This is a genomic window from Vibrio scophthalmi LMG 19158 (assembly GCF_000222585.1).
Classification (GTDB): domain Bacteria; phylum Pseudomonadota; class Gammaproteobacteria; order Enterobacterales; family Vibrionaceae; genus Vibrio; species Vibrio scophthalmi.
The window spans coordinates 15,882-36,138 of sequence record NZ_AFWE01000224.1; the positions used below are offsets into that span (position 1 = coordinate 15,882).

20 protein-coding genes and 1 pseudogene are annotated in these 20,257 nt (G+C 45.8%); 15 read left to right on the forward strand and 6 right to left on the reverse strand.

Features of this window, described 5'->3' with window-relative positions:
- Positions 1-34 precede the first annotated feature (34 nt).
- Complete coding sequence (locus RH88_RS21435; protein WP_005599971.1) at positions 35-814, forward strand: class I SAM-dependent methyltransferase; 780 nt, start codon at positions 35-37, stop codon at positions 812-814.
- A gap of 65 nt (positions 815-879) precedes the next feature.
- Here RH88_RS21435 and RH88_RS21440 read toward each other — a convergent pair whose 3' ends face one another.
- Both RH88_RS21440 and uspA read right to left on the reverse strand, forming a co-directional pair.
- On the reverse strand, positions 880-1,764 hold the full coding sequence (locus RH88_RS21440; protein ID WP_005599972.1) for a carboxylate/amino acid/amine transporter: 885 nt from the start codon (positions 1,762-1,764) through the stop codon (positions 880-882).
- 59 nt (positions 1,765-1,823) lie between these two features.
- Positions 1,824-2,249 (reverse strand): universal stress protein UspA, encoded by a 426-nt coding sequence (uspA, locus tag RH88_RS21445; protein WP_005599973.1) that lies wholly within the window; start codon positions 2,247-2,249, stop codon positions 1,824-1,826.
- A 153-nt stretch (positions 2,250-2,402) separates the two neighbouring features.
- On the opposite strand from uspA, the gene ftnA reads away from it, so the two are divergent.
- The 4 genes from ftnA to RH88_RS21465 all read left to right on the forward strand — a co-directional run bounded on the left by ftnA (position 2,403) and on the right by RH88_RS21465 (position 5,800).
- Positions 2,403-2,930: a non-heme ferritin gene (gene ftnA, locus RH88_RS21450; RefSeq protein ID WP_005599974.1), complete on the forward strand. Its 528-nt coding sequence runs from the start codon at positions 2,403-2,405 to the stop codon at positions 2,928-2,930.
- Positions 2,931-3,002: 72 nt separating this feature from the next.
- Complete coding sequence (gene uspB, locus RH88_RS21455) at positions 3,003-3,326, forward strand: universal stress protein UspB (protein WP_005599976.1); 324 nt, start codon at positions 3,003-3,005, stop codon at positions 3,324-3,326.
- 140 nt (positions 3,327-3,466) lie between these two features.
- Entirely contained in the window at positions 3,467-4,654 is a 1,188-nt protein-coding gene (locus RH88_RS21460; protein ID WP_005599977.1) for a BaiN/RdsA family NAD(P)/FAD-dependent oxidoreductase, read from the forward strand.
- Between the two features lie 138 nt (positions 4,655-4,792).
- On the forward strand, positions 4,793-5,800 hold the full coding sequence (locus tag RH88_RS21465) for a LacI family DNA-binding transcriptional regulator (protein ID WP_005599979.1): 1,008 nt from the start codon (positions 4,793-4,795) through the stop codon (positions 5,798-5,800).
- Between the two features lie 94 nt (positions 5,801-5,894).
- On the opposite strand, the gene edd is transcribed toward RH88_RS21465, so the two are convergent.
- Both edd and RH88_RS21475 read right to left on the reverse strand, forming a co-directional pair.
- A complete protein-coding gene (gene edd / locus RH88_RS21470; RefSeq protein ID WP_005599981.1) occupies positions 5,895-7,691 on the reverse strand; it encodes a phosphogluconate dehydratase in 1,797 nt (598 codons plus the stop codon).
- Positions 7,688-8,209 (reverse strand): gluconokinase, encoded by a 522-nt coding sequence (locus tag RH88_RS21475; protein ID WP_005599982.1) that lies wholly within the window; start codon positions 8,207-8,209, stop codon positions 7,688-7,690. The genes edd and RH88_RS21475 overlap by 4 nt, the downstream gene beginning before the upstream one ends.
- A 153-nt stretch (positions 8,210-8,362) precedes the next feature.
- On the opposite strand from RH88_RS21475, the gene RH88_RS21480 reads away from it, so the two are divergent.
- Together RH88_RS21480 and RH88_RS21485 are read left to right on the forward strand one after the other, a co-directional pair.
- Entirely contained in the window at positions 8,363-9,739 is a 1,377-nt protein-coding gene (locus RH88_RS21480) for a GntP family permease (protein ID WP_005599984.1), read from the forward strand.
- 9 nt (positions 9,740-9,748) lie between these two features.
- Positions 9,749-10,360 carry a bifunctional 4-hydroxy-2-oxoglutarate aldolase/2-dehydro-3-deoxy-phosphogluconate aldolase gene (locus RH88_RS21485; RefSeq protein ID WP_005599986.1) on the forward strand — a complete coding sequence of 204 codons (612 nt, stop codon included), beginning with the start codon at positions 9,749-9,751 and terminating at the stop codon, positions 10,358-10,360.
- Positions 10,361-10,460: 100 nt separating this feature from the next.
- Here RH88_RS21485 and RH88_RS21490 read toward each other — a convergent pair whose 3' ends face one another.
- Positions 10,461-11,366, reverse strand: coding sequence for a DMT family transporter (locus RH88_RS21490; protein ID WP_005599988.1), 906 nt, complete (start codon positions 11,364-11,366; stop codon positions 10,461-10,463).
- A gap of 184 nt (positions 11,367-11,550) precedes the next feature.
- Between RH88_RS21490 and rmuC the strand changes: the two genes are divergently transcribed.
- The 7 genes and pseudogenes from rmuC (at position 11,551) to tatC (ending at position 17,776) form a co-directional block, all read left to right on the forward strand.
- Positions 11,551-13,101, forward strand: coding sequence for a DNA recombination protein RmuC (gene rmuC / locus RH88_RS21495; protein ID WP_005599989.1), 1,551 nt, complete (start codon positions 11,551-11,553; stop codon positions 13,099-13,101).
- A gap of 153 nt (positions 13,102-13,254) precedes the next feature.
- Entirely contained in the window at positions 13,255-14,037 is a 783-nt protein-coding gene (ubiE, locus tag RH88_RS21500) for a bifunctional demethylmenaquinone methyltransferase/2-methoxy-6-polyprenyl-1,4-benzoquinol methylase UbiE (protein WP_005599991.1), read from the forward strand.
- 8 nt (positions 14,038-14,045) lie between these two features.
- Positions 14,046-14,651 carry a ubiquinone biosynthesis accessory factor UbiJ gene (locus RH88_RS21505; protein ID WP_005599993.1) on the forward strand — a complete coding sequence of 202 codons (606 nt, stop codon included), beginning with the start codon at positions 14,046-14,048 and terminating at the stop codon, positions 14,649-14,651.
- Positions 14,648-16,282 (forward strand): ubiquinone biosynthesis regulatory protein kinase UbiB, encoded by a 1,635-nt coding sequence (gene ubiB / locus RH88_RS21510; RefSeq protein ID WP_005599995.1) that lies wholly within the window; start codon positions 14,648-14,650, stop codon positions 16,280-16,282. Before RH88_RS21505 ends, ubiB begins: the two co-directional genes overlap by 4 nt.
- A gap of 50 nt (positions 16,283-16,332) precedes the next feature.
- Positions 16,333-16,575 carry a Sec-independent protein translocase subunit TatA gene (gene tatA, locus RH88_RS21515; protein WP_005599997.1) on the forward strand — a complete coding sequence of 81 codons (243 nt, stop codon included), beginning with the start codon at positions 16,333-16,335 and terminating at the stop codon, positions 16,573-16,575.
- A gap of 3 nt (positions 16,576-16,578) precedes the next feature.
- Positions 16,579-16,869: pseudogene (gene tatB, locus RH88_RS21520) on the forward strand (Sec-independent protein translocase protein TatB); the annotation flags it as partial.
- 154 nt (positions 16,870-17,023) lie between these two features.
- Positions 17,024-17,776 (forward strand): twin-arginine translocase subunit TatC, encoded by a 753-nt coding sequence (tatC, locus tag RH88_RS21525; protein WP_005600001.1) that lies wholly within the window; start codon positions 17,024-17,026, stop codon positions 17,774-17,776.
- Between the two features lie 85 nt (positions 17,777-17,861).
- On the opposite strand, the gene RH88_RS21530 is transcribed toward tatC, so the two are convergent.
- Entirely contained in the window at positions 17,862-18,623 is a 762-nt protein-coding gene (locus tag RH88_RS21530; RefSeq protein WP_005600002.1) for a TatD family hydrolase, read from the reverse strand.
- Positions 18,624-18,785: 162 nt separating this feature from the next.
- Here RH88_RS21530 and hemB point away from each other — a divergent pair, with 162 nt between their 5' ends.
- Positions 18,786-19,829 carry a porphobilinogen synthase gene (hemB, locus tag RH88_RS21535; RefSeq protein WP_005600004.1) on the forward strand — a complete coding sequence of 348 codons (1,044 nt, stop codon included), beginning with the start codon at positions 18,786-18,788 and terminating at the stop codon, positions 19,827-19,829.
- Positions 19,830-20,257: the final 428 nt, after the last annotated feature.

Consider the following 20,257-nt stretch of genomic DNA (forward strand, 5'->3'; position numbering starts at 1 on the left):
TGCGCCTCCTTTTTGCGCTTTACTGGAGCCACCTGTGCAATTACAAATTGTTTGTGAAGACCTTAACCAAGCGGATCGTTTAGCTGAACTGGCGACGCGTTGGGGGCTTGAACATGATAAGCAAAGCCAATTTGCATTAGTGCTGACAGAGCAGCGTTTAGAGCTGCGTAAACTTGATGAGCCAAAGCTGGGCGCTATCTTTGTCGATTTAGTGTCTGGTGCGGTGGCACACCGCCGTAAATTTGGTGGTGGTAAAGGGCAAGCAATTGCAAAAGCGGCGGGTCTCAATAAAGGCGCGACGCCAACGGTATTGGATGGTACGGCCGGTCTTGGGCGCGATGCGTTTGTTTTGGCTTCATTGGGTTGTAAAGTCCAAATGGTTGAACGTCACCCAGTAGTCGCTGCACTGCTCGATGATGGCTTGACTCGAGCTAAGCAAGATAACGAAATTGGTGCGTGGGTTACGGAGCGAATGTCGCTATTGCATGCCTCAAGCCACAATGCGTTGGATATGCTGGCCAATGATCCTGACTTTGTTGCTCCTGATGTGGTTTATCTTGACCCTATGTACCCACATCCTGAAAACAAAAAGAAAAGTGCTTTAGTCAAAAAAGAGATGCGAGTGTTCCAATCTTTGGTTGGTGCGGATAATGATGCGGATGCGTTGTTAGAACCGGCTTTAGCCTTGGCGACCAAACGAGTCGTGGTTAAGCGCCCTGATTATGCTGAATGGCTTAATCAAATAAAACCGAGCATGGCGATTGAAACCAAAAAGAATCGATTTGATGTTTATGTGAAAGCATCGATGAGCTAATCATCGCTCTAAATACGAAAAAGCCCGCTCAACTGAGCGGGCTTTTTGTTATTGGCTTAATGACGTTATTTGGCTGTGGTCGCGTAACTGTGTTCGACTTTGCGTTTCACCCAAGTTTCATTGACCCATAGAGAGAGCAGAATAATGGCACCACCAATCATCAGGCGCGGTAAGTCGACGTCGCGATTCCAAATCACGATGTTGACGATAAGACCGACTGGCACTAAGGCATTATTCATAACGGCTAAGGCGCCCGCATTAACCATGGTCGCACCTTTGTTCCATGCAAAATATCCCAAGCCGGAAGCGATCAGACCAAGGTAAATCAGAATACCCCATTGAGTGCTGGTGGTAGGCAGTTTATCTAGGTTACCCATTAAGCTAAAGGCGATGGTTGCTACGACGAGCGCACCTAAATAGAAATAGCCAAACACCGCATGCTGTGGCAGCTCAACCTGTTCGGTCTCCATGATGTATTTGTAGCCGACTTGGCCAATCGCGAAGCAGAGGTTTGCGCCTTGCACGACAAGGAAACCAAGTAAGAAGTTTTCATTGATTCCGGCAAATTTAATAAATGCCGCACCGACTACGGCAATCCCCGCTGTGACAAGATACCAAGGCGAGAAGCGGCCTTTAAGTAGGTCGTAAATCAGGGTGACGTAGATAGGGGTGAAAACGGTAAACAGCAGCACTTCGGGCACGGAAAGAAGCAAAAATGATTGATAGTAGAAGCAATACATCAATCCGAGCTGGAAGCCGCCGACCACCATTAGTTTAGCGATCAGGGATTTGCTGACCCCTTTGAATTTTATAAACGGCAGGAAGACTACGCTGGCCAGCGCCACGCGCATAAATACCGAAAACCAAGAGTCCACTTGGCCTGCCAAATAGACGCCAATCAGGCTAAATGAAAACGCCCAAAGTAACGTGACGGCTGATAGATAACCCATAACCAATACTCATTATCAATAACAGCCGCCAGTCTAAACCAGATTATTCAGTGAAGCGATTAATCCTTGAGTGGTACAACCAACAAGTCGACCGGTGTGCAATTGATCAACTGACGAGTGGAAGAGAGCAGTTTGCTCCAAAAATCTTGGTGGTGGCCACAAATCACTAAATCAATGTGATATTCACTGATGTTTTCACACAGTTCATTACTTAAATCACCACTGCCTACCAAGGTATGTTTGATAGGGTAACCTGCGTGATCAGCTAATTCTTGTAGCTGCTTTTGTGAGGCTTCAATGGCTTGGTGCTGGGTTTCCGCCATGTTGATATCAATCAGGCCGGTATACAGCTCGGCGTAGTTAACATCAATATGAATAAACGACACATCTGCATTTAGTGGTTTGGCTAATGACACCGCTTTTTCTACTAAATGTTTGCTGTCTTCAGAAAGGTCTATTGCGACTAAGATATGTTGATAACTCATGCTGCCATCTCCTGTAGGTCTTTGATTTAAGGTTAGCACTGGTCGAGTGATAATTATGCTGTCGTGATCCCAGAACCATATTGAGTATACAAAGTGTTCTGCTTTTGTTCGTGTTATAGTCAGTTGCGATAACCGAATGATTAGGAGTGGAAAATGCTGTCTCAAGCGATGATTGATGAATTGAATGAACAAATTAACCTCGAATTCTTTTCATCCAATCTATACTTACAAATGAGTGCTTGGTGTGAAGACAAAGGATTTGAAGGCGCAGCTGAGTTTTTACGTGCACATGCCGTAGAAGAGATGGAGCACATGCAACGTCTTTTCACTTATGTTAGTGAAACTGGCGGTATGCCGATTCTTGGCTCAATTGAAGCACCAAAGCATATGTTTGAAAGTCTAGGTGAAGTATTTCGTGAAACCTATGAGCACGAGCAAATGATTACACAACAAATCAATAAGCTCGCGCACTTAGCGTTTACGTCTCAAGATTATTCAACATTCAACTTCTTACAGTGGTACGTAGCGGAACAGCACGAGGAAGAGAAGTTATTTAAAGGGATATTAGATAAGTTAGAACTGGTTGGTGAAGACGGCAAAGCGCTGTTCTTTATCGATAAGGATCTAGCCGCTTTAGCTAAAGAAGGTTCATCTTCCATTATGGACGGCCCGGCTGCTTAACCGTTAGCCAAAGACATTCACACTGATTGTCTTTTTCTCTTGGGTCTCATTGGAAGATGTAGGGAGGAGAAGATGATCAGTGGAGACACTATTCTATTTGCGCTTATGCTTGTCACATTAGTCAATATGGCAAGGTATCTTACGGCGTTGCGTTCGTTAATCTACATTATGCGTGAAGCGCATCCTTTACTGTATCAGCAGGTCGACGGCGGTGGTTTCTTTACCACGCATGGCAACATGACCAAACAAGTGAAATTGTTTAGTTATTTGAAAACTAAAGAGTATCACCATCATCACGATACGGTATTTACCTCGAAATGTGACCGAGTTAGACAGCTGTTTATCTTATGCTCAGCACTGCTATTGGTGACTCTGTTTGCTTCGTTTATTCTTTAATCGCTAAGCACAGAGCTCTCAATGTCGGGTTGAATTGGCAAGTAGTCAAAGAATCGCTAGAATAGCGCCTCGATTTGCAAGGATGTGCACTCAGCACATCCTTTTTTTATTGCCTAAGTAAGCTGTTTGAGTGAGCCATCATGAGTGAAAAATTTGACGTCGTCATTATCGGTGCCGGTGCTGCGGGATTAATCTGTGCGGCGGAAGCGGGTAAGCGAGGTCGTAAAGTATTGGTACTAGACCATGCAAAAAAACCAGGACGTAAGATCCTTATCTCTGGTGGTGGCCGCTGTAACTTCACTAACTATGATGTCAGCGCAAATAACTACTTATGCCGTAACCCTCACTTTGTGAAATCGGCGCTGTCTCAGTACACCAACTGGGATTTTATTGCGATGGTGAGTAAGTACAGCATTGAGTTTGAAGAGCGCGATCATGGCCAGCTATTCTGTGTTGATTCAGCCAAGCAGATTGTCAACATGCTGCTTGAAGAGTGTCAGCAAGCCAAAGTCCAATTGCGTTATCAGCAAGATGTACAGCAGATTGAGCAAAGTGAGCAAGGCTTCACTCTCATGGCTAACGCCAATGCAATCGAATGTCAGTCATTGGTGATTGCGACAGGTGGCTTATCAATGCCAAAACTGGGTGCGACGCCATTTGGCTACAAAGTGGCTGAGCAATTTGGTTTGCCGATTATCCCAACCTCTGCGGGCTTAGTGCCGTTCACTTTGCACAAGCAAGAGAAGGAAGATTTCGAAGCTTTGTCTGGCATCGCAATTCCTGCCGAGATTACGGCGCAAGATGGCACGGTATTTAAAGAAGCGTTGTTGTTTACCCACCGTGGGCTTTCTGGCCCTGCTGTGTTACAGATTTCGTCATTCTGGAAAGCAGGTCAGAAAGTAACAATCAACCTTGTTCCAGAAGCAGATGTTGATGAGTTGTTGACGATCGCTCGTGAACAGCATCCGAATCAAAGTTTGAAGAACACGCTTGCGCGAGTACTACCTAAGCGCTTGGTGGAAGTGATGGTTGAGCGTAAAGAGCTGGTGGATAAACCTCTCAAGCAGTTCAACGATAAACAACTCAAGCAGATCACTGAATATCTTGAGAACTGGCAGGTTGCGCCAAATGGCACAGAAGGTTATCGCACCGCAGAAGTTACGTTAGGTGGGGTTGATACTGATCACCTCTCATCAAAAACCATGCAGTGTAAAAACATCAATGGTTTATTCTTTATTGGTGAAGTGATGGATGTGACCGGCTGGCTAGGGGGTTATAACTTCCAATGGTGTTGGAGCTCTGGCTTTGTTGCTGGCCAACACGCGTAAATAGAAACATCAAACAGAGCTCTCCCATTTGGGGGAGCTTTTTTTTGCACAGTATTGGCATTTTGGTTTCTTCCACTTGTTGTATATCACTCGTGTAGGCATAATGTTACTAGTAACATCAATTTATAATAATTCCCTATGAATCAAAATAATAAGAAAAACCGAGCGACATTACAGGACGTTGCAGACAAAGTTGGCGTTACCAAAATGACGGTGTCGCGCTACATGCGTAATCCGGAATCAGTCGCGGAAAAAACGCGCGTTAAGATCGCTGAAGCGATTGAAAAAACAGGTTATATCGAAAACCGCGCGCCAGCGATGCTGTCAAAATCATCCAGCAAAGCGATTGGTATTTTATTGCCATCACTCTCTAACCAAATATTTGCTTCTTTTGTTCAAGGCATTGAAACGGTGACTAAAGCCAATGGTTATGAAACCTTATTAGCGCACTTCAGTTACGATGAAATGGAAGAGGAGCATAAGATTGCCTCACTGCTGTCGTACCAAGTCGATGGTTTGATCTTAACCGAAAGCCATCACACACCACGTACACTACAAATGATCAAAAATTCCGGAGTTCCCGTGGTAGAAACCATGGAGTTGCCGAGCAATCCGATTGATATGGCGGTCGGGCTTGATCATGAAGATGCTTCCTATCATGTGGTTAAGCGCATGCTGGATTCAGGCAAAACCACCATTGCTTATTTTGGGGCCCGTTTGGATACTCGGACTAAATTGCGTATGCAAGGCTATGACCGAGCGATGCAAGAAGCGGGGCTTGAGCCGAAACATATTCTAACCGGTGAACACTCAAGTTTCTCTTTGGCGGATGGCTTGTTGGAGCGAGCATTAGAGGCATACCCTAATTTAGACGGTGTCTTCTGTACTAACGATGATATTGCCATTGGTACTTTGCTCAGTGCACAGCGTCGCCAAATTCCAGTACCACAACAGTTGGCCGTAGTGGGTTACAACGCGTTGGATATTGGTCAAACAATCAGCCCAACGTTAACCAGCGTGGATACTCCGCGTTTTGAAATTGGCGAAAAGAGTGCACAATTATTGCTCGCACGTTTGAAAGGTGAAGTGGTAGAAGAAACCATCGTAGATATGGGCTATAAAATTACTCAAGGTGAAAGCGTTTAACGGGCGCCATTGGCATCATATTAAAATGAATTAAAAAGGGCGAAGTGAGTAAACACTTCGCCCTCTATCTTTTTGTTACGCGATTACATTGGGATTAAACGATGAAGCTTGCGCCTTCTTCTGCGCTGGTCACACTTTGACGCATGACGCTAAACAGATTGCGACCCCAAGTTTGCTGTGCTGCTTCGGTATCCACTTGTAACGGCTCACGGCCCGTCATATCGGTCAGGTTATTTAGCTCACCGGTTTGACAGTTAAGGCTAATGATATCGCCATCGCGAACCAAACCAATCGCACCGCCACGCAAAGCTTCTGGTGATAGGTGAATGGCTGATGGAATTTTACCTGATGCACCCGATAGGCGACCGTCAGTCACCAGCGCTACTTTAAAGCCGGCTTTTTGGATGTTACCTAAAATCGGCATTAACTTGTGCAGCTCAGGCATGCCGTTTGCCGCAGGGCCATTGTGAGTGACCACAACGATACAATCTTTGTTCAATTCGCCACGTTTGTACGCTGCTTCCACTTCGTGTTGGCAATGGAAGACGATCGCTGGAGCTTCGACAATGCGTTGATCTTCTTTTACTGCCGATACCTTCACAACCGAGTTGCCTAGGTTGCCTTTCAGTACACGAGTACCGCCGGTTTTTTGGAATGCTTCGCCAGACGCCGCAATCACTTCTGCGTCAGAGCTGGCTGCGCATGGTGTCCACTCAAGCTTGCCATCTTTTAGGTTTGGTAGGCTCATTTGGCCTTCAAAATTACCAAACACAGGGGTGACATCACGGTGTAATAGACCAGATTCATCCAAACGACGCATTAGCGCTGGTACGCCGCCAGCTTGTTGGAAGGCATTCATATCAGCAGGACCGTTCGGGTAAACACGCGCCAATAGTGGCACGACTTCCGAGAGGTCGCTAAGGTCTTGCCAAGTCAGTAGAATACCCGCCGCGCGAGCAAGCGCTAACATATGAATAGTGTGGTTGGTACTGCCGCCAGAAGCCAATAGGGCAATAATGCCGTTCACTAAGCTCTTCTCAGTCATTACTTCAGACAGTGGGCGGAAGTTAACAGAACCCGCGGTCATCGAAGCAATCTTGATTGCTGCGTGGTCTGTCAGTGCGTGGCGTAATTCTGAATGTGGGTGGATAAATGCAGAACCTGGCAGCATTAGACCCATTGCTTCAAATACCAACTGGTTGGTGTTAGCTGTGCCATAGAAGGTACAAGTACCTGGTGAGTGGTAAGCGCGGCATTCCATATCCAATAGAGCATCTTTACCGACTTCACCCGCTGCGTATTTCTGGCGAACGTCGACTTTCTCTTCGTTGCTAATACCGGTTGCCATTAGGCCTGCTGGTACAAACGCAGTTGGCAGATGTGCGTAAGCCAATGCCCCCATTAACTGTCCAGGGGCGATTTTGTCACAGATACCCAATAGTAAAGTGGCATCAAAGACGTTATGACTCAGTGATAGCGCGGTTGATTGGGCGATTAGGTCGCGAGAGAACAGTGACATATCCATGCCAGCTTGTCCTTGTGTCACACCATCGCACATAGCGGGTACGCAACCAGCAACTTGAGATGTATGACCGTACTCCGCCAACACTTTCTTAATTTGGTCTGGGTAGTATTGGTAAGGCTGGTGTGCGCTCAACATGTCGTTATAGGCGCTGATCATCGCGACGTTTGAATGCGTAAAGTCGAGGATGTTCTTTTTCTCAGCTGAGCAAGACGCGGCAACGGCATGGGCAAGGTTGCCGCACGTTAGACCCACACGGCCTTTACCTGCATCAGCTTGCTCTTTAGTACGAGCAAGGAAAGCCGCACGAGTTTGACGACTGCGTTCAACTAAGCGCGCGGTAACCTCTAGAATTACTGAATGAGTCATAGTGCTACCTCTTGTTGAGCGATAAGTTGTTGCGCGGCGTTATCAACGATTTCTTCAATAGAGCAGTCAATGCCAACCACGATCGTTTGTGGTTCTGCATCTGGGCGTTCTAGGGTTTCAAACTGGCTGTTGACCATGTTTTCCTTCATGAAGTGGCCTTGACGCTGGCGCATACGATCCATGATGAGCTCTTTGTTGCCATCGAGGAATAAAAAGGTCACGTTCTCGTTACCTTCGCGGATCTGATCGCGGTATTTCTTTTTCAGTGCTGAACAGACGATAATGCCGTGCTCATTTTTGCTTTCGAGGCTATAAGAAGCATCACGGATACGTTCTAGCCATGGCTTACGGTCATCATCATTCAGCGGTTGGCCTGACGCCATTTTCTGAATGTTTGCTCGTGGGTGAAGATCATCACCATCAATGAATTTACGTCCTAGCTTCTGCGCTAGTTGCTCACCAATTGTGCTCTTACCACAAGCACAAACGCCCATCACGATGACACTGCTGCCAGCCATAACCTATCCTCATAACAAATTTTGCGCGTGATCCCAATTTTGGCATTCACTTTTAAATATGGGTTTATCTTATTCGTGTTATCGGTAACATGTTACCGGTAACGTAAATAAATGTGAACCACAACACAAACTATAATTCTTAAAGGTGAACCTATGGAGCTGCTAACCCAAGCCTCTGACCCAACCTACTTGTTAACGATCGCAGTCCTTGCAATTGCGGCGTTACTGGTACTGATTATTAAATTTAAAGTACATGCATTTGCTTCTCTTACTATCGTGAGCTTGCTAACAGCACTAGCAACAGGTGTTGCGTCTGAGCAAGTTGTTCCAACCATGATGAGCGGCTTTGGCGGCACATTAGCATCAGTTGCACTGCTGGTTGGTCTTGGTGCAATGATTGGTAAAATTCTTGAAGTGACTGGCGGTGCTAAAGTACTGGCTGATACATTGATTGGCCGCTTTGGTAAAGAGCGTGCACCATTTGCATTGGGTGTGGCATCACTTCTATTTGGTTTCCCTATCTTCTTTGATGCTGGCCTAGTGGTTATGATGCCAATTATCCTGAGCGTGGCAGCACGTTTTGGTGGCTCACCAATCAAATACGCACTGCCTTCAGCAGGTGCATTTGCAGTAATGCATGGCTTTGTTCCTCCACACCCAGGTCCTGTTGCGGCAGCTGAATTCCTTGGTGCGAACATTGGTCTACTGCTATTTGTTGGTATCCTAGTCGCTATTCCAACTTGGTACTTCGGTGCATACTTGTTTGGTCTGTACGCCGGTAAGAAATTCGACATCCCACTATCTAAAGCATTCTTTAATAGCGACACTGTTATTGATGAAGCAAAACTGCCAAAATTCGCAACAGTAATGACCATTCTGGTTCTGCCAGTACTGCTTATCTGTCTTGATACTGTGCTAAACACACTCGCGGTTGCAGGCCTAATTGATGGCAAAACAGCCTTGGTTGAGTTCCTACGCATGCTAGGTAAAACACCAGTGGCATTGCTAATTACTCTGATTGCGTGTTTAGCGATTTTTGCTAAAGACTACGGCATGGCAAAACTTGAGAAGCTATGTGGCGACTCTCTAGCGCCAATCTGTGGTGTGATTCTTGTAACGGGTGCGGGCGGCATGTTCGGCGGCGTACTACGTGCAAGCGGTATTGGTGATGCTCTAGCGGGTGTACTAACAGATACAGGTATGCCTGTGATCGTAGCGGCATTCGTTATTTCTACTTGTTTACGTGTTGCTCAAGGCTCAGCAACCGTAGCTCTAACAACCACAGCAGCTCTTATTGCGCCAGTAGTGGCAGCAACAACGGGTCTGAGTGAACTGGATCTATGTTTCATCGTGATCGCTATTGCGGGTGGTGCAACAGTACTGTCTCACTTCAATGACTCTGGTTTCTGGTTAGTTTCTCGTCTACTCGACATGGATGAGAAAACAACGCTGAAGACTTGGACTGTTATGGAAACTTTACTTGGTGGTATCGCGTTTATTATCGTGGCAACACTAAGCTTTATTCTTTAGAGGTTATTCATGAAAACTCTTGAACAACGATTAAGCGAAATCAAAATCGTTCCTGTTATTGCCATCAATGATGTTGCACATGCGCTACCATTAGCAAAAGTGTTGGTAGAAAACGGCCTACCATGTGCGGAAGTGACTTTCCGTACAGAAGCGGCTGCAGAATCTATCCGCATTATGCGTGATGCATACCCTGAGCTATTGATCGGTGCAGGTACTGTTCTTACTACAGAACAAGTTGATATCGCGATTGATGCGGGTGTGGACTTTATTGTGAGCCCAGGTTTCAACCCGACGACAGTGAAATACTGTCAGCAACGCAACATTCAAATCGTACCGGGAGTGAATAACCCTAGTTTGGTTGAGCAAGCAATGGAAATGGGTCTACGCACTCTGAAATTCTTCCCAGCTGAGCCGTCAGGCGGTGTTGGTATGCTTAAAGCTCTAACTGCGGTTTACCCAGTAAGCTTTATGCCTACAGGCGGCGTGAGCCCATCAAACGTTGAAGAGTACCTAGCTATTAAAGCCGTTGTTGCTTGTGGCGGTACTTGGATGGTCCCAACTGACATGATGGATAAAGGGGATTGGGAAGGCATTGCGGCATTGGTGCGCGCGCTTAACTAATCAATTGCAAGCTGTTCCGAATTTTGCAATTTCCTGAAAGAATAAGGGCGCTTAGGCGCCCTTTTTTATGCAATAAAATCAATTGAAGTGAACTATCCGCTTAATTTGTATCTGCTGAAATCGGTTTTGGTTTGAATTTGAGTTGCTGAATGACTAAGCCCGCAATGATTAACACTAAACCTACCAAGGTGGTCGGATGGATGCTTTCACCAATGATAGTGGCGAGCAAGATCAGCGAAATAAAGGGAGAGGCAAAAATTAGATTACTGATGCGAGCAGTATTTTGCGTGAGCTTCAAAGCACTAAGCCATAAAACAAAGGTGATGCCCATTTCGAATAAGCCAACATAAGTGACGGCTAACCAGCCTGATGGCGTTATTTGGCTCCAAGTCGCTCCTTCCCAAATACTCAAACCAATCGCAAATGGAATCGCAACTAAGAATCCAAGTAATACTCCCACCACAGGATCGGCTTTGTTTTTGGTATTGAGAATCCAATAACCTGCCCATAGTAAAGTCGAAACCAAGGCCAGAGCCACGCCAAGAGGGCTTTCAAAGTTTAGCCCTAAAATATCCCCTTTGGTGGCAATCACGACCACACCAAAATAACTTAATACACACGCAACCCAGTCTTGTTTGCGGATCTTCTGGCCAAGGAAAAATGCCGCCATTAAGGTCAGAGTGATCGCCCAACTGTAGTTGATCGCCTGCGCTTGAGAGGCGGGAAGTAAGTCGTAGGCTTTAAACAGAATCACGTAGTAAGCCAGTGGGTTGATTAAGCCAAGTAAGAAGTAGTAGCCCGGGTTAGAGAGAAAAGTGGTCGATAGCGATGAAAGCTTGCCTTGTACGCCACAAATGACCAACAAAACCAGTGCGGAAACAATGCTGGCAATGGTTAGCATTTGTATTGGTGAAAATTCTGCAAGCGTGAGTTTGAAGGCCGTTGCCACCGTTGACCACAGTAAAACCGCAGATAAGCCAAATCCTAAAGCGCGGCGTTCGTTCATAATATTCCTTTTATTCTAGTCGCCGAATCGGCAAAACAGTCAGCAAAAACGTACCGCGAAAATGCAGTGAACGCTGTACGGGGCGCTCAGTGTATCTGCTGATTATCTAGTCGACAAACTGGACATTTATCCAGTGGTGAAATACCATTATTTTTAAGTAATAGAGAAGAGTTAACGCCTTATTATGCAATGGATTATCGAGAACCAAAGCGTGTTATTGAGTGCCCTAGGCAGTGCCGCGATCAGTGGAGCGGTAGTGGGTTGGTGGGTAAAACAAAAACTGAGCATTGAAAGTCAGTTACTCGAGCAACAATTGCACTCCAATCAACAATTGGCGAACTCACAAATCGACCAGTTAAAACAATCGCTTGTCGAAGCGCAGCAAGAGTTAGATGAACTCGATCAAGATCGAGATAAAGCCGCTTATGAGCTAAAGCAATCGCATGGCAAATTGATGGCGGTGATGGAAAAATTGCGTTACTTCGATGCGGTCAAACAAGAGCGTCAGCAATACGCCGAGGATCTTAATCAAGTCCGTGAGCACAAATCACAGTTGGAAGCGCAATTGCGTGAGCAAGAAGCGCGTCATCAACAAGCTCAACTGGCCAGCCAAGAGAAACTGCAGTTACTCGAAAAAGCCGAAGAGCGCTTGAAGCAACAATTTGAACATCTCGCCAATCAGTTGTTTGAAGAAAAGACCGCCAAGGTTGACCAGCAAAATAAGCAGAGTTTAGAGGGGCTATTGAGTCCGCTCAAAGAGCAGTTAGAAGGCTTTAAACGCCAAGTGAACGATAGCTTTAATCTTGAAGCCAAAGAGCGCCATACCCTAGTACATGAGCTAAAAAACTTGCAGCGTTTGAATGAAGATATGACTCGTGAAGCGGTGAACCTAACTCAGGCTTTAAAAGGTGACAATAAGCAGCAAGGCAACTGGGGGGAAGTGGTTTTGGCGCGCGTATTGGCTGAATCGGGTTTGCGAGAAGGGCATGAGTACCAAACCCAAGTCAGTTTGCAAAATGAAGCGGGCAAGCGTTATCAGCCAGATGTGATTGTTCACTTACCACAAGAGAAACAAGTGGTGATTGATTCGAAAATGGCGCTGGTGGCCTACGAGCGTTACTTCAATGCTGAAACCGATCGAGATAGAGCTCAAGCGCTAAGTGATCACTTACTTGCTCTACGTAGCCACATTAAAGGATTAAGCCATAAGGATTATCATCAGCTTAAAGGCATTCGTAGCCTTGATTACGTGCTGATGTTTATTCCGGTTGAGCCTGCTTTCCAGGTGGCGATTCAAGCGGATCCGAGCTTGGTTAAAGATGCGATGGAGCAAAATATTATTTTGGTCAGCCCAACCACATTGCTGGTGGCACTGCGCACGATTGATAACTTATGGCGTAATGACCGCCAAAACCAAAATGCGCAAATTATCGCGGAACGAGCCAGTAAGCTTTACGACAAACTGCGTCTGTTTGTTGAAGATATGGAAGGTTTGGGTGGTGCACTCGACAAAGCCAATCAAAGCTACCAAGGGGCAATGAACAAGCTCGCGACAGGGCGCGGTAACGTGATTCGCCAAGCAGAAAGCTTTAAACAGCTAGGGGTGGAAGTAAAACGTCCAATATCGAGTGATATTGTCCAGTTAGCACAAACTGAGGATGTGACAGAAAATGAATATTTGGCTGAAAATGCACCGCAGTTAGAAAGACATCCGGCTGAGGATAAAGTAAACTAATCGGCCGCAGCTCCGGTCTGTGTCGCATCGATGTAAAACCCAACCCAAAGATGCAAGTTTTCGTTGGGTCATGATGTCGCACAATACGTATCAATTATGTGTATAAACCCTGCGTATAGACCGTAATTCCGAGTTGCTCGAAGAGGATTAATCATGACGGATACCAACGTGCAGTCAAATACAGCGTTAGAAACACAAGAAACCACCCATTTTGGTTTTACTACTGTAGCCAAAGAAGAAAAAGTGGCCAAAGTTGCTCAAGTATTTCACTCAGTAGCGGCGAAATACGACATCATGAACGACTTAATGTCGGGTGGTGTGCACCGTTTGTGGAAGCGCTTTACCATTGATTGCAGTGGTGCTCGCCCGGGTCAACGCGTGCTTGACCTTGGTGGTGGTACTGGCGATTTGACCGCAAAATTTTCTCGCATTGTTGGTGAGAAAGGTCACGTGGTTTTAGCTGACATCAACAACTCAATGCTGAATGTTGGTCGCGACAAACTACGCGACAGTGGCATTGTTGGTAATGTGCACTATGTACAAGCCAATGCGGAAGAATTGCCGTTCCCTGATGACTACTTTGATGTCATCACGATTAGCTTTTGTCTGCGTAACGTAACAGATAAAGACAAAGCACTGCGTTCTATGTTCCGCGTGTTGAAGCCGGGTGGTCGCTTATTGGTGTTGGAGTTCTCGAAGCCAATTCTTGAGCCACTTTCAAAAATTTATGATGCTTACTCGTTCCACCTATTACCAAAAATTGGCGAAGTGGTGGCAAACGATGCAGATAGCTACCGTTACCTAGCAGAATCAATCCGTATGCACCCAGATCAAGACACCTTGCAGGGCATGATGGATGAAGCGGGCTTTGAGCAAACCAATTACTACAACCTCACTGGTGGTATTGTTGCGTTGCACCGTGGTTATAAGTTCTAGAGGTCGCTATGCCATTTGAACCCTTGGTTACCGCTGTTATCGAAACCACCCTTAATACCCTGATTAAAGACGATCCTGAATTGGGTCGCCGTTTGTCGCGTCTAAAAGGGCAAGTGATCCAAGTTCATCTCAAAGAAGTGAACAAAACCATCACCTTCATTTTCAGTCAGCAGATTGATGTGCTGGCAAACTATGAAGGTGAACCAGACTGTTATTTGTCGCTTAACCTATCGGTATTACCAGAGTTGCGTGAACAGGCCAATATTACCAAGCTGATCAAACAAGATAAGTTGGTATTAGAGGGTGATATTCAATTAGCGCAAAAGTTCTCGCAATTAATGACCGATTGTAAGCCTGATGTCGCTGAATGGCTCTCGCGTATTGTGGGTGACGTTGCTGCTCATTCCTTAGTGAAAGGCGTGAGTCACTTTGGCTCGTTGCTGAAGTCACAAGTGAGTAAGCAGCAAGATTATCTTGGGCAAGTGATCACCGAAGAGTGGCGCTTAGCGCCTGCGCCGCTAGAAGTGGCGCACTTTTGTGATCAAGTGGACGATGTGAAAAGCCAAGCGGCACGTATAGAAGCAAAGTTAAACCAGTTACTGGAGCGTGTATGACACCTTCGGAAATTCGTCGCCTCTACCGCATCATCAAAGTCCAACTTGAGTATGGTTTGGATGAGTTACTGCCCAATCATCAGCTAACCAAAGCGCCGTTACTGGCTCGAAAATCGCTGTTTTGGATAAAAAACCAGCACCCAGAAAAACCGTTGGGTGAGCGTTTACGCTTAGCATTGCAAGAGCTTGGGCCTGTTTGGATCAAGTTTGGTCAGATGATGTCGACCCGCCGTGATTTGTTCCCGCCGCACATTGCCGATCCACTGGCCTTACTGCAAGACCAAGTGGCCCCCTTTGATGGGGAGTTGGCCAAAGAACAAATGGAAAAAGCGCTGGGTGGACCGATTGAAAATTGGTTTAGTGAGTTTGATATCAAGCCACTCGCGTCAGCCTCTATCGCGCAGGTGCATACTGCACGCTTGAAAGAGACGGGCCAAGAGATTGTTTTGAAGGTCATTCGACCTGATATTCGCCCGGTGATTGATGCAGATCTAAAACTGATGTATCGCATGGCGCGTATAGTCGCTAAAGCTCAGCCTGAAGCACGTCGTTTAAAACCAGTTGAAGTCGTGCGAGAGTATGAAAAGACTCTGCTTGATGAACTAGACTTAAGAAGAGAAGCGGCGAATGCAATTCAATTGCGTCGTAACTTCGAAGGCAGTGAAGAGCTTTACGTACCGGAAGTTTTACCTGATTTTAGCAGTGAATCACTGATGGTATCTGAGCGAATCTACGGCATTCAAGTGTCAGATATCGAGGGTTTAAAAGCCAACGGTACCGATATGAAGTTGCTGGCTGAGCGAGGGGTGAGCGTTTTCTTTACCCAAGTATTTCGCGACAGCTTCTTTCATGCTGATATGCACCCGGGAAATGTATTCGTTGAACCAGAACATCCGGAAAACCCGCGTTGGATAGGTTTGGATTGTGGCATTGTCGGCACATTAAATAGCGATGATAAACGCTACTTAGCGGAAAACTTTTTAGCTTTTTTCAATCGAGATTATCGCCGCGTTGCGGAATTGCATGTTGAGTCGGGTTGGGTTCCACGTGAAACCAATATTGATGAATTTGAGTTTGCGATTCGTATTGTGTGTGAACCGATTTTTGCCAAACCACTGTGCGAAATTTCCTTTGGTCACGTGCTGTTGAATCTGTTCAATACTGCGCGTCGCTTTGAAATGGAAGTACAGCCGCAATTAGTTTTGCTGCAAAAAACATTACTCTATGTTGAAGGGTTAGGGCGTCAGTTATATCCACAGTTGGATCTGTGGGCAACGGCGAAGCCATTCCTTGAAACGTGGATGATGAATCAAGTCGGTCCGCAAGCGCTGATCAATGCGGTTAAAGATCGCGCACCGTTTTGGGCTGAGAAATTACCCGAATTGCCTGAGTTGTTATACGATAGCTTGCGTCAAGGTAAAGCCTTGAATCAACGCATGGATCAGCTTTACCAAGGTTACCGCGCATCTAAGCGTCAGCAGGCGACGGGTAAATTTTTATTTGGTGTTGGTGCCACATTAGTCGTATGCTCGGCAATTATGGTCAACAGCACTTATGAGCAATTGTCACCAATCTGCGTCGCTGCAGGGGTCACATTTTGGTTGCTCAGTTGGCGAGCTTATCGCCAATAGGCGTTAGACTCACAGAATAATTTTGTTTAATAGAACCCGAGGTAAATGAAATGGGTGGTATTAGTATTTGGCAACTTCTGATTGTTGCTGTAATCGTTGTATTGCTGTTTGGTACTAAGAAGTTACGTAATATTGGTGGCGACTTAGGTAGTGCTGTGAAAGGCTTTAAGAAAGCAATGAGCGACGAGGATGCATCTCAAGATAAAAAAGATGCTGATTTTGAACCTAAAAATCTAGAACAGCAGAAGACTGAAGCGACTGCTGAGACTAAAAAAGACAAAGAGCAGGCATAATACGTGTTTGATATCGGTTTTTGGGAACTGGTATTAATATCTGTTGTAGCTCTTGTTGTCTTGGGCCCTGAGCGTTTGCCACATGCGATTCGCAGCGTTTCTCGTTTTGTTTCACAAGCGAAAACGATGGCAAACAACGTGAAAGATGAAATCTCTCACGAACTGAAGGTGCAAGAACTGCAAGAGAACTTGCGTAAAGCTGAACAAATGGGGATGGAAGATCTATCGCCTGAGTTGAAATCTTCGGTTGAAGAACTGAAGAAAGCTGCGCAAGAGGTGCAACGTCCCTATGCTCAAAAGGCTACGGAGACCGAGGCTGTTGTCAGTGATGAAAAACCACAGACCAGCCAAGCCATTGCACCGGCAGATAAGAAAGCCGAGTAGCCTTTAAGTGAGGAGCTGCACGTGACGTGTGGCTCCTTTTTGATCTTCTAGAATGAGGTTTGATATGCCTTCTGTTGAGCAGACACAACCTTTAATCAGCCATTTACTGGAGCTGCGTAATCGCTTATTGCGTGCGTTGCTTGCAGTGTTGGTGGTATTTCTTGGTTTAATCTACTTTTCTGGTGATATCTACGAGTTTGTTTCAAAACCACTTGTCGACAAATTACCGGAAGGGGCAACGATGATCGCGACTGATGTCGCATCCCCTTTCTTTACCCCATTAAAGCTGACCTTGATTGCATCGGTATTTATCGCGGTACCTTTGATTTTGTATCAGGTCTGGGCTTTTGTAGCGCCGGGATTGTATAAGCATGAACGTCGTTTGATCATGCCGCTGATGTTTTCCAGCTCACTGCTATTTTACGCAGGCGTTTCGTTTGCTTATTTCGTGGTTTTTCCGCTGGTATTTGGCTTCTTTACTGCGATATCGCTGGGCGGAGTTGAGTTTGCTACCGACATTTCCAGTTACCTGGATTTCGTTCTCGCGCTGTTTATGGCGTTCGGTATTGCCTTTGAAATTCCGGTCGCAATTATCTTATTGTGCTGGACGGGAGCGACTTCACCTGATGAACTGCGCGCTAAGCGTCCATACATCATTGTGATTGCTTTCGTTGTCGGTATGTTGCTGACGCCACCAGACATTATTTCGCAGACGTTATTGGCCATCCCAATGTGTTTGCTGTTTGAGGTGGGATTGTTCTTTGCTCGTTTCTATGTCCGTAAGGATGATGACGAAGAAGAGCAAGTCGAAGAGTAATGATAGCGAGATGAAAAAAGGTTGGCGATGCCAACCTTTTTTATGCCTGTAATTTGCAAATCACATCTTGCTCGCTGCTAACACGTTATAGATTAAACAGTGTTTTTGCGTTGTGGGTTGTGAGTTCATCCACCTGCTGTAAGCTCATTTCGCGTAGATCTGCGACTCGTTGAGCGACCAATTGAGTATAGGCTGGCTCGTTGCGTTTGCCACGATGTGGTACGGGTGCTAGGTAAGGGCAGTCAGTTTCAAGAATGACATAGTTCAGATCTAAAGCAGGGATCACCAAATCCATTCCACCATTTTTAAATGTCGACACACCCCCTAAGCCCAAATGAAAACCCAGATCATTAATTGCCTGCGCTTCTTCAATACTGCCCCCGAAACAGTGGAAGACTCCACTTAAAGAGCCGTCTTGTTCTTGGCTGAGCAGCTTGAGGGTTTCTTCAATAGAATCTCGCGTGTGAATGACCACCGGTAGGCTCATCTCTTTGGCCCAATTAAGCTGAGTGATAAAGGCTTTCTCTTGTTCAGCGCGGAAGGTTTTATCCCAATAGAGATCGATACCGATTTCACCGACGGCAATAAATGAATGCTTGCTAAACCAGCTATAAATCGTTGCCAGTGATTGCTCAACGTTACCATCAACATAACAAGGGTGTAGCCCCATCATTGAACGACAAACATCAGGGTAAGCGGCTTCGGTTTTGAGCATGGGTTCGATGGAGTCTAGATCGATATTAGGCAGTAAAATTTTATCAATGCCTTGTGCCAATGCTCGTTGGACGACTTCGTCGCGATCATTATTAAACTCGCTGGCGTAGATGTGTGCATGGCTATCAATCATGGTGATTCTCTTGATTTCGTTGTTGGACTTATGTGTGTAGCAAAGTATACGGCAGTGTGAAGCGCAGGTCATTTTTTGCATTTTTCATGCTTGGCTCTAGCGTGCGCTGGCGAGAGTGATATGATTCTCAGCAAGCACTTTCACCAGATGAAGGAGAATAGAGTGTCAATTTCCATTCAAGGTCAATTTCCAGGTCGTCGCATGCGTCGTATGCGTAAACACGACTTCAGCCGCCGTTTAATGGCAGAAAATCAGTTAACGGTGAGCGATCTGATTTATCCGATGTTTGTTCTTATGGGTAAGGACCGTCGTGAATCAATCGAGTCAATGCCGGGTATCGAACGTCTATCGATTGATTTGTTGTTGGAAGAAGCTCAATACCTAGCGCGACTAGGTGTGCCAGCCATTGCTCTATTCCCAGTGGTAAACCAAGATGCGAAAAGCTTGTGCGCCGCAGAAGCATACAATCCTGAAGGTTTAGTTCAGCGTGCTGTTCGTGCTTTGAAAGAGCACGTACCTGAAATGGGTGTGATCACCGATATCGCATTGGATCCATTCACGACTCATGGTCAAGACGGCATCATTGATGACGAAGGCTATGTACTGAATGATGAGACAACAGCGGTATTGATCAAGCAAGCGCTATCTCACGCAGAAGCGGGGGCTGATGTTGTGGCGCCATCAGATATGATGGATGGCCGTATCGGTGCGATTCGTGAAGCGCTCGAAGAAGCCGGTTACATCAATACCCAAATAATGGCTTACTCGGCAAAATATGCGTCATGTTATTACGGACCATTCCGTGATGCCGTCGGTTCAGCGTCGAACTTGAAAGGTGGCAATAAGAAAAACTATCAAATGGATCCAGCCAACAGTGATGAAGCCTTGCATGAAGTGGCAATGGACATCAACGAAGGTGCTGATATGGTGATGGTGAAACCGGGTATGCCATATCTAGATATCGTCCGTCGTGTGAAATCAGAACTGCAAGTACCGACTTTTGCTTATCAAGTATCGGGCGAGTATGCGATGCACAAAGCGGCGATTCTTAATGGTTGGCTGAGCGAGCGCGATACCGTAATGGAATCACTGCTGTGCTTCAAGCGTGCCGGTGCAGATGGTATTTTGACTTATTTTGCAAAAGATGTGGCGCAGTGGTTAGCTGAAGATAATGCTCAAGCAGCGCAGCATTTACGCGGTGAATAATCTCAACCAATCGTGAACTGAAATAGGTCGGCAATTGCCGACCTATTTTTTTATCGGCTCTCTACTGAGGTTTGAGCTATCGCTTGGATGAAGCGAAGAGAGTGAGGGCTGCAACACAGGCGTGATCTGAATAGTTAAAATAAATGAGACTTTTTCTCATTTAGATGTTGACTATGTAAATGAGAATCATTATTATCAATCTCGTCTTAGGGAATGAGGTTGTTCACAAGGATGTTGAGTCACTAGCTTCAAGCAATTGAACTTAGTGGTGACACAGAATTTAATGAACTTGCACAAGTTCTTTATGACACGACATTGCTCACATTGCTTCCAGTGTAATTTATAGCTATATGGCAGAGCCGCATGTTCCACATGAAACGCTTTGACACTTTTTTGCTAGGCGACATCGAAAGATGTCGCTTTTTTTA

Excerpts from the sequence above, each read along its gene's own strand:
- RH88_RS21440 (WP_005599972.1), bottom strand. The coding sequence starts at position 1,764 with ATGGGTTATCTATCAGCCGTCACGTTACTTTGGGCGTTTTCATTTAGC.
- uspA (WP_005599973.1), bottom strand. The coding sequence starts at position 2,249 with ATGAGTTATCAACATATCTTAGTCGCAATAGACCTTTCTGAAGACAGC.
- ftnA (WP_005599974.1), top strand. The coding sequence starts at position 2,403 with ATGCTGTCTCAAGCGATGATTGATGAATTGAATGAACAAATTAACCTC.
- uspB (WP_005599976.1), top strand. The coding sequence starts at position 3,003 with ATGATCAGTGGAGACACTATTCTATTTGCGCTTATGCTTGTCACATTA.
- RH88_RS21460 (WP_005599977.1), top strand. The coding sequence starts at position 3,467 with ATGAGTGAAAAATTTGACGTCGTCATTATCGGTGCCGGTGCTGCGGGA.
- RH88_RS21465 (WP_005599979.1), top strand. The coding sequence starts at position 4,793 with ATGAATCAAAATAATAAGAAAAACCGAGCGACATTACAGGACGTTGCA.
- edd (WP_005599981.1), bottom strand. The coding sequence starts at position 7,691 with ATGACTCATTCAGTAATTCTAGAGGTTACCGCGCGCTTAGTTGAACGC.
- RH88_RS21475 (WP_005599982.1), bottom strand. The coding sequence starts at position 8,209 with ATGGCTGGCAGCAGTGTCATCGTGATGGGCGTTTGTGCTTGTGGTAAG.
- RH88_RS21480 (WP_005599984.1), top strand. The coding sequence starts at position 8,363 with ATGGAGCTGCTAACCCAAGCCTCTGACCCAACCTACTTGTTAACGATC.
- RH88_RS21485 (WP_005599986.1), top strand. The coding sequence starts at position 9,749 with ATGAAAACTCTTGAACAACGATTAAGCGAAATCAAAATCGTTCCTGTT.
- RH88_RS21490 (WP_005599988.1), bottom strand. The coding sequence starts at position 11,366 with ATGAACGAACGCCGCGCTTTAGGATTTGGCTTATCTGCGGTTTTACTG.
- rmuC (WP_005599989.1), top strand. The coding sequence starts at position 11,551 with ATGCAATGGATTATCGAGAACCAAAGCGTGTTATTGAGTGCCCTAGGC.
- ubiE (WP_005599991.1), top strand. The coding sequence starts at position 13,255 with ATGACGGATACCAACGTGCAGTCAAATACAGCGTTAGAAACACAAGAA.
- RH88_RS21505 (WP_005599993.1), top strand. The coding sequence starts at position 14,046 with ATGCCATTTGAACCCTTGGTTACCGCTGTTATCGAAACCACCCTTAAT.
- ubiB (WP_005599995.1), top strand. The coding sequence starts at position 14,648 with ATGACACCTTCGGAAATTCGTCGCCTCTACCGCATCATCAAAGTCCAA.
- tatA (WP_005599997.1), top strand. The coding sequence starts at position 16,333 with ATGGGTGGTATTAGTATTTGGCAACTTCTGATTGTTGCTGTAATCGTT.
- tatC (WP_005600001.1), top strand. The coding sequence starts at position 17,024 with ATGCCTTCTGTTGAGCAGACACAACCTTTAATCAGCCATTTACTGGAG.
- RH88_RS21530 (WP_005600002.1), bottom strand. The coding sequence starts at position 18,623 with ATGATTGATAGCCATGCACACATCTACGCCAGCGAGTTTAATAATGAT.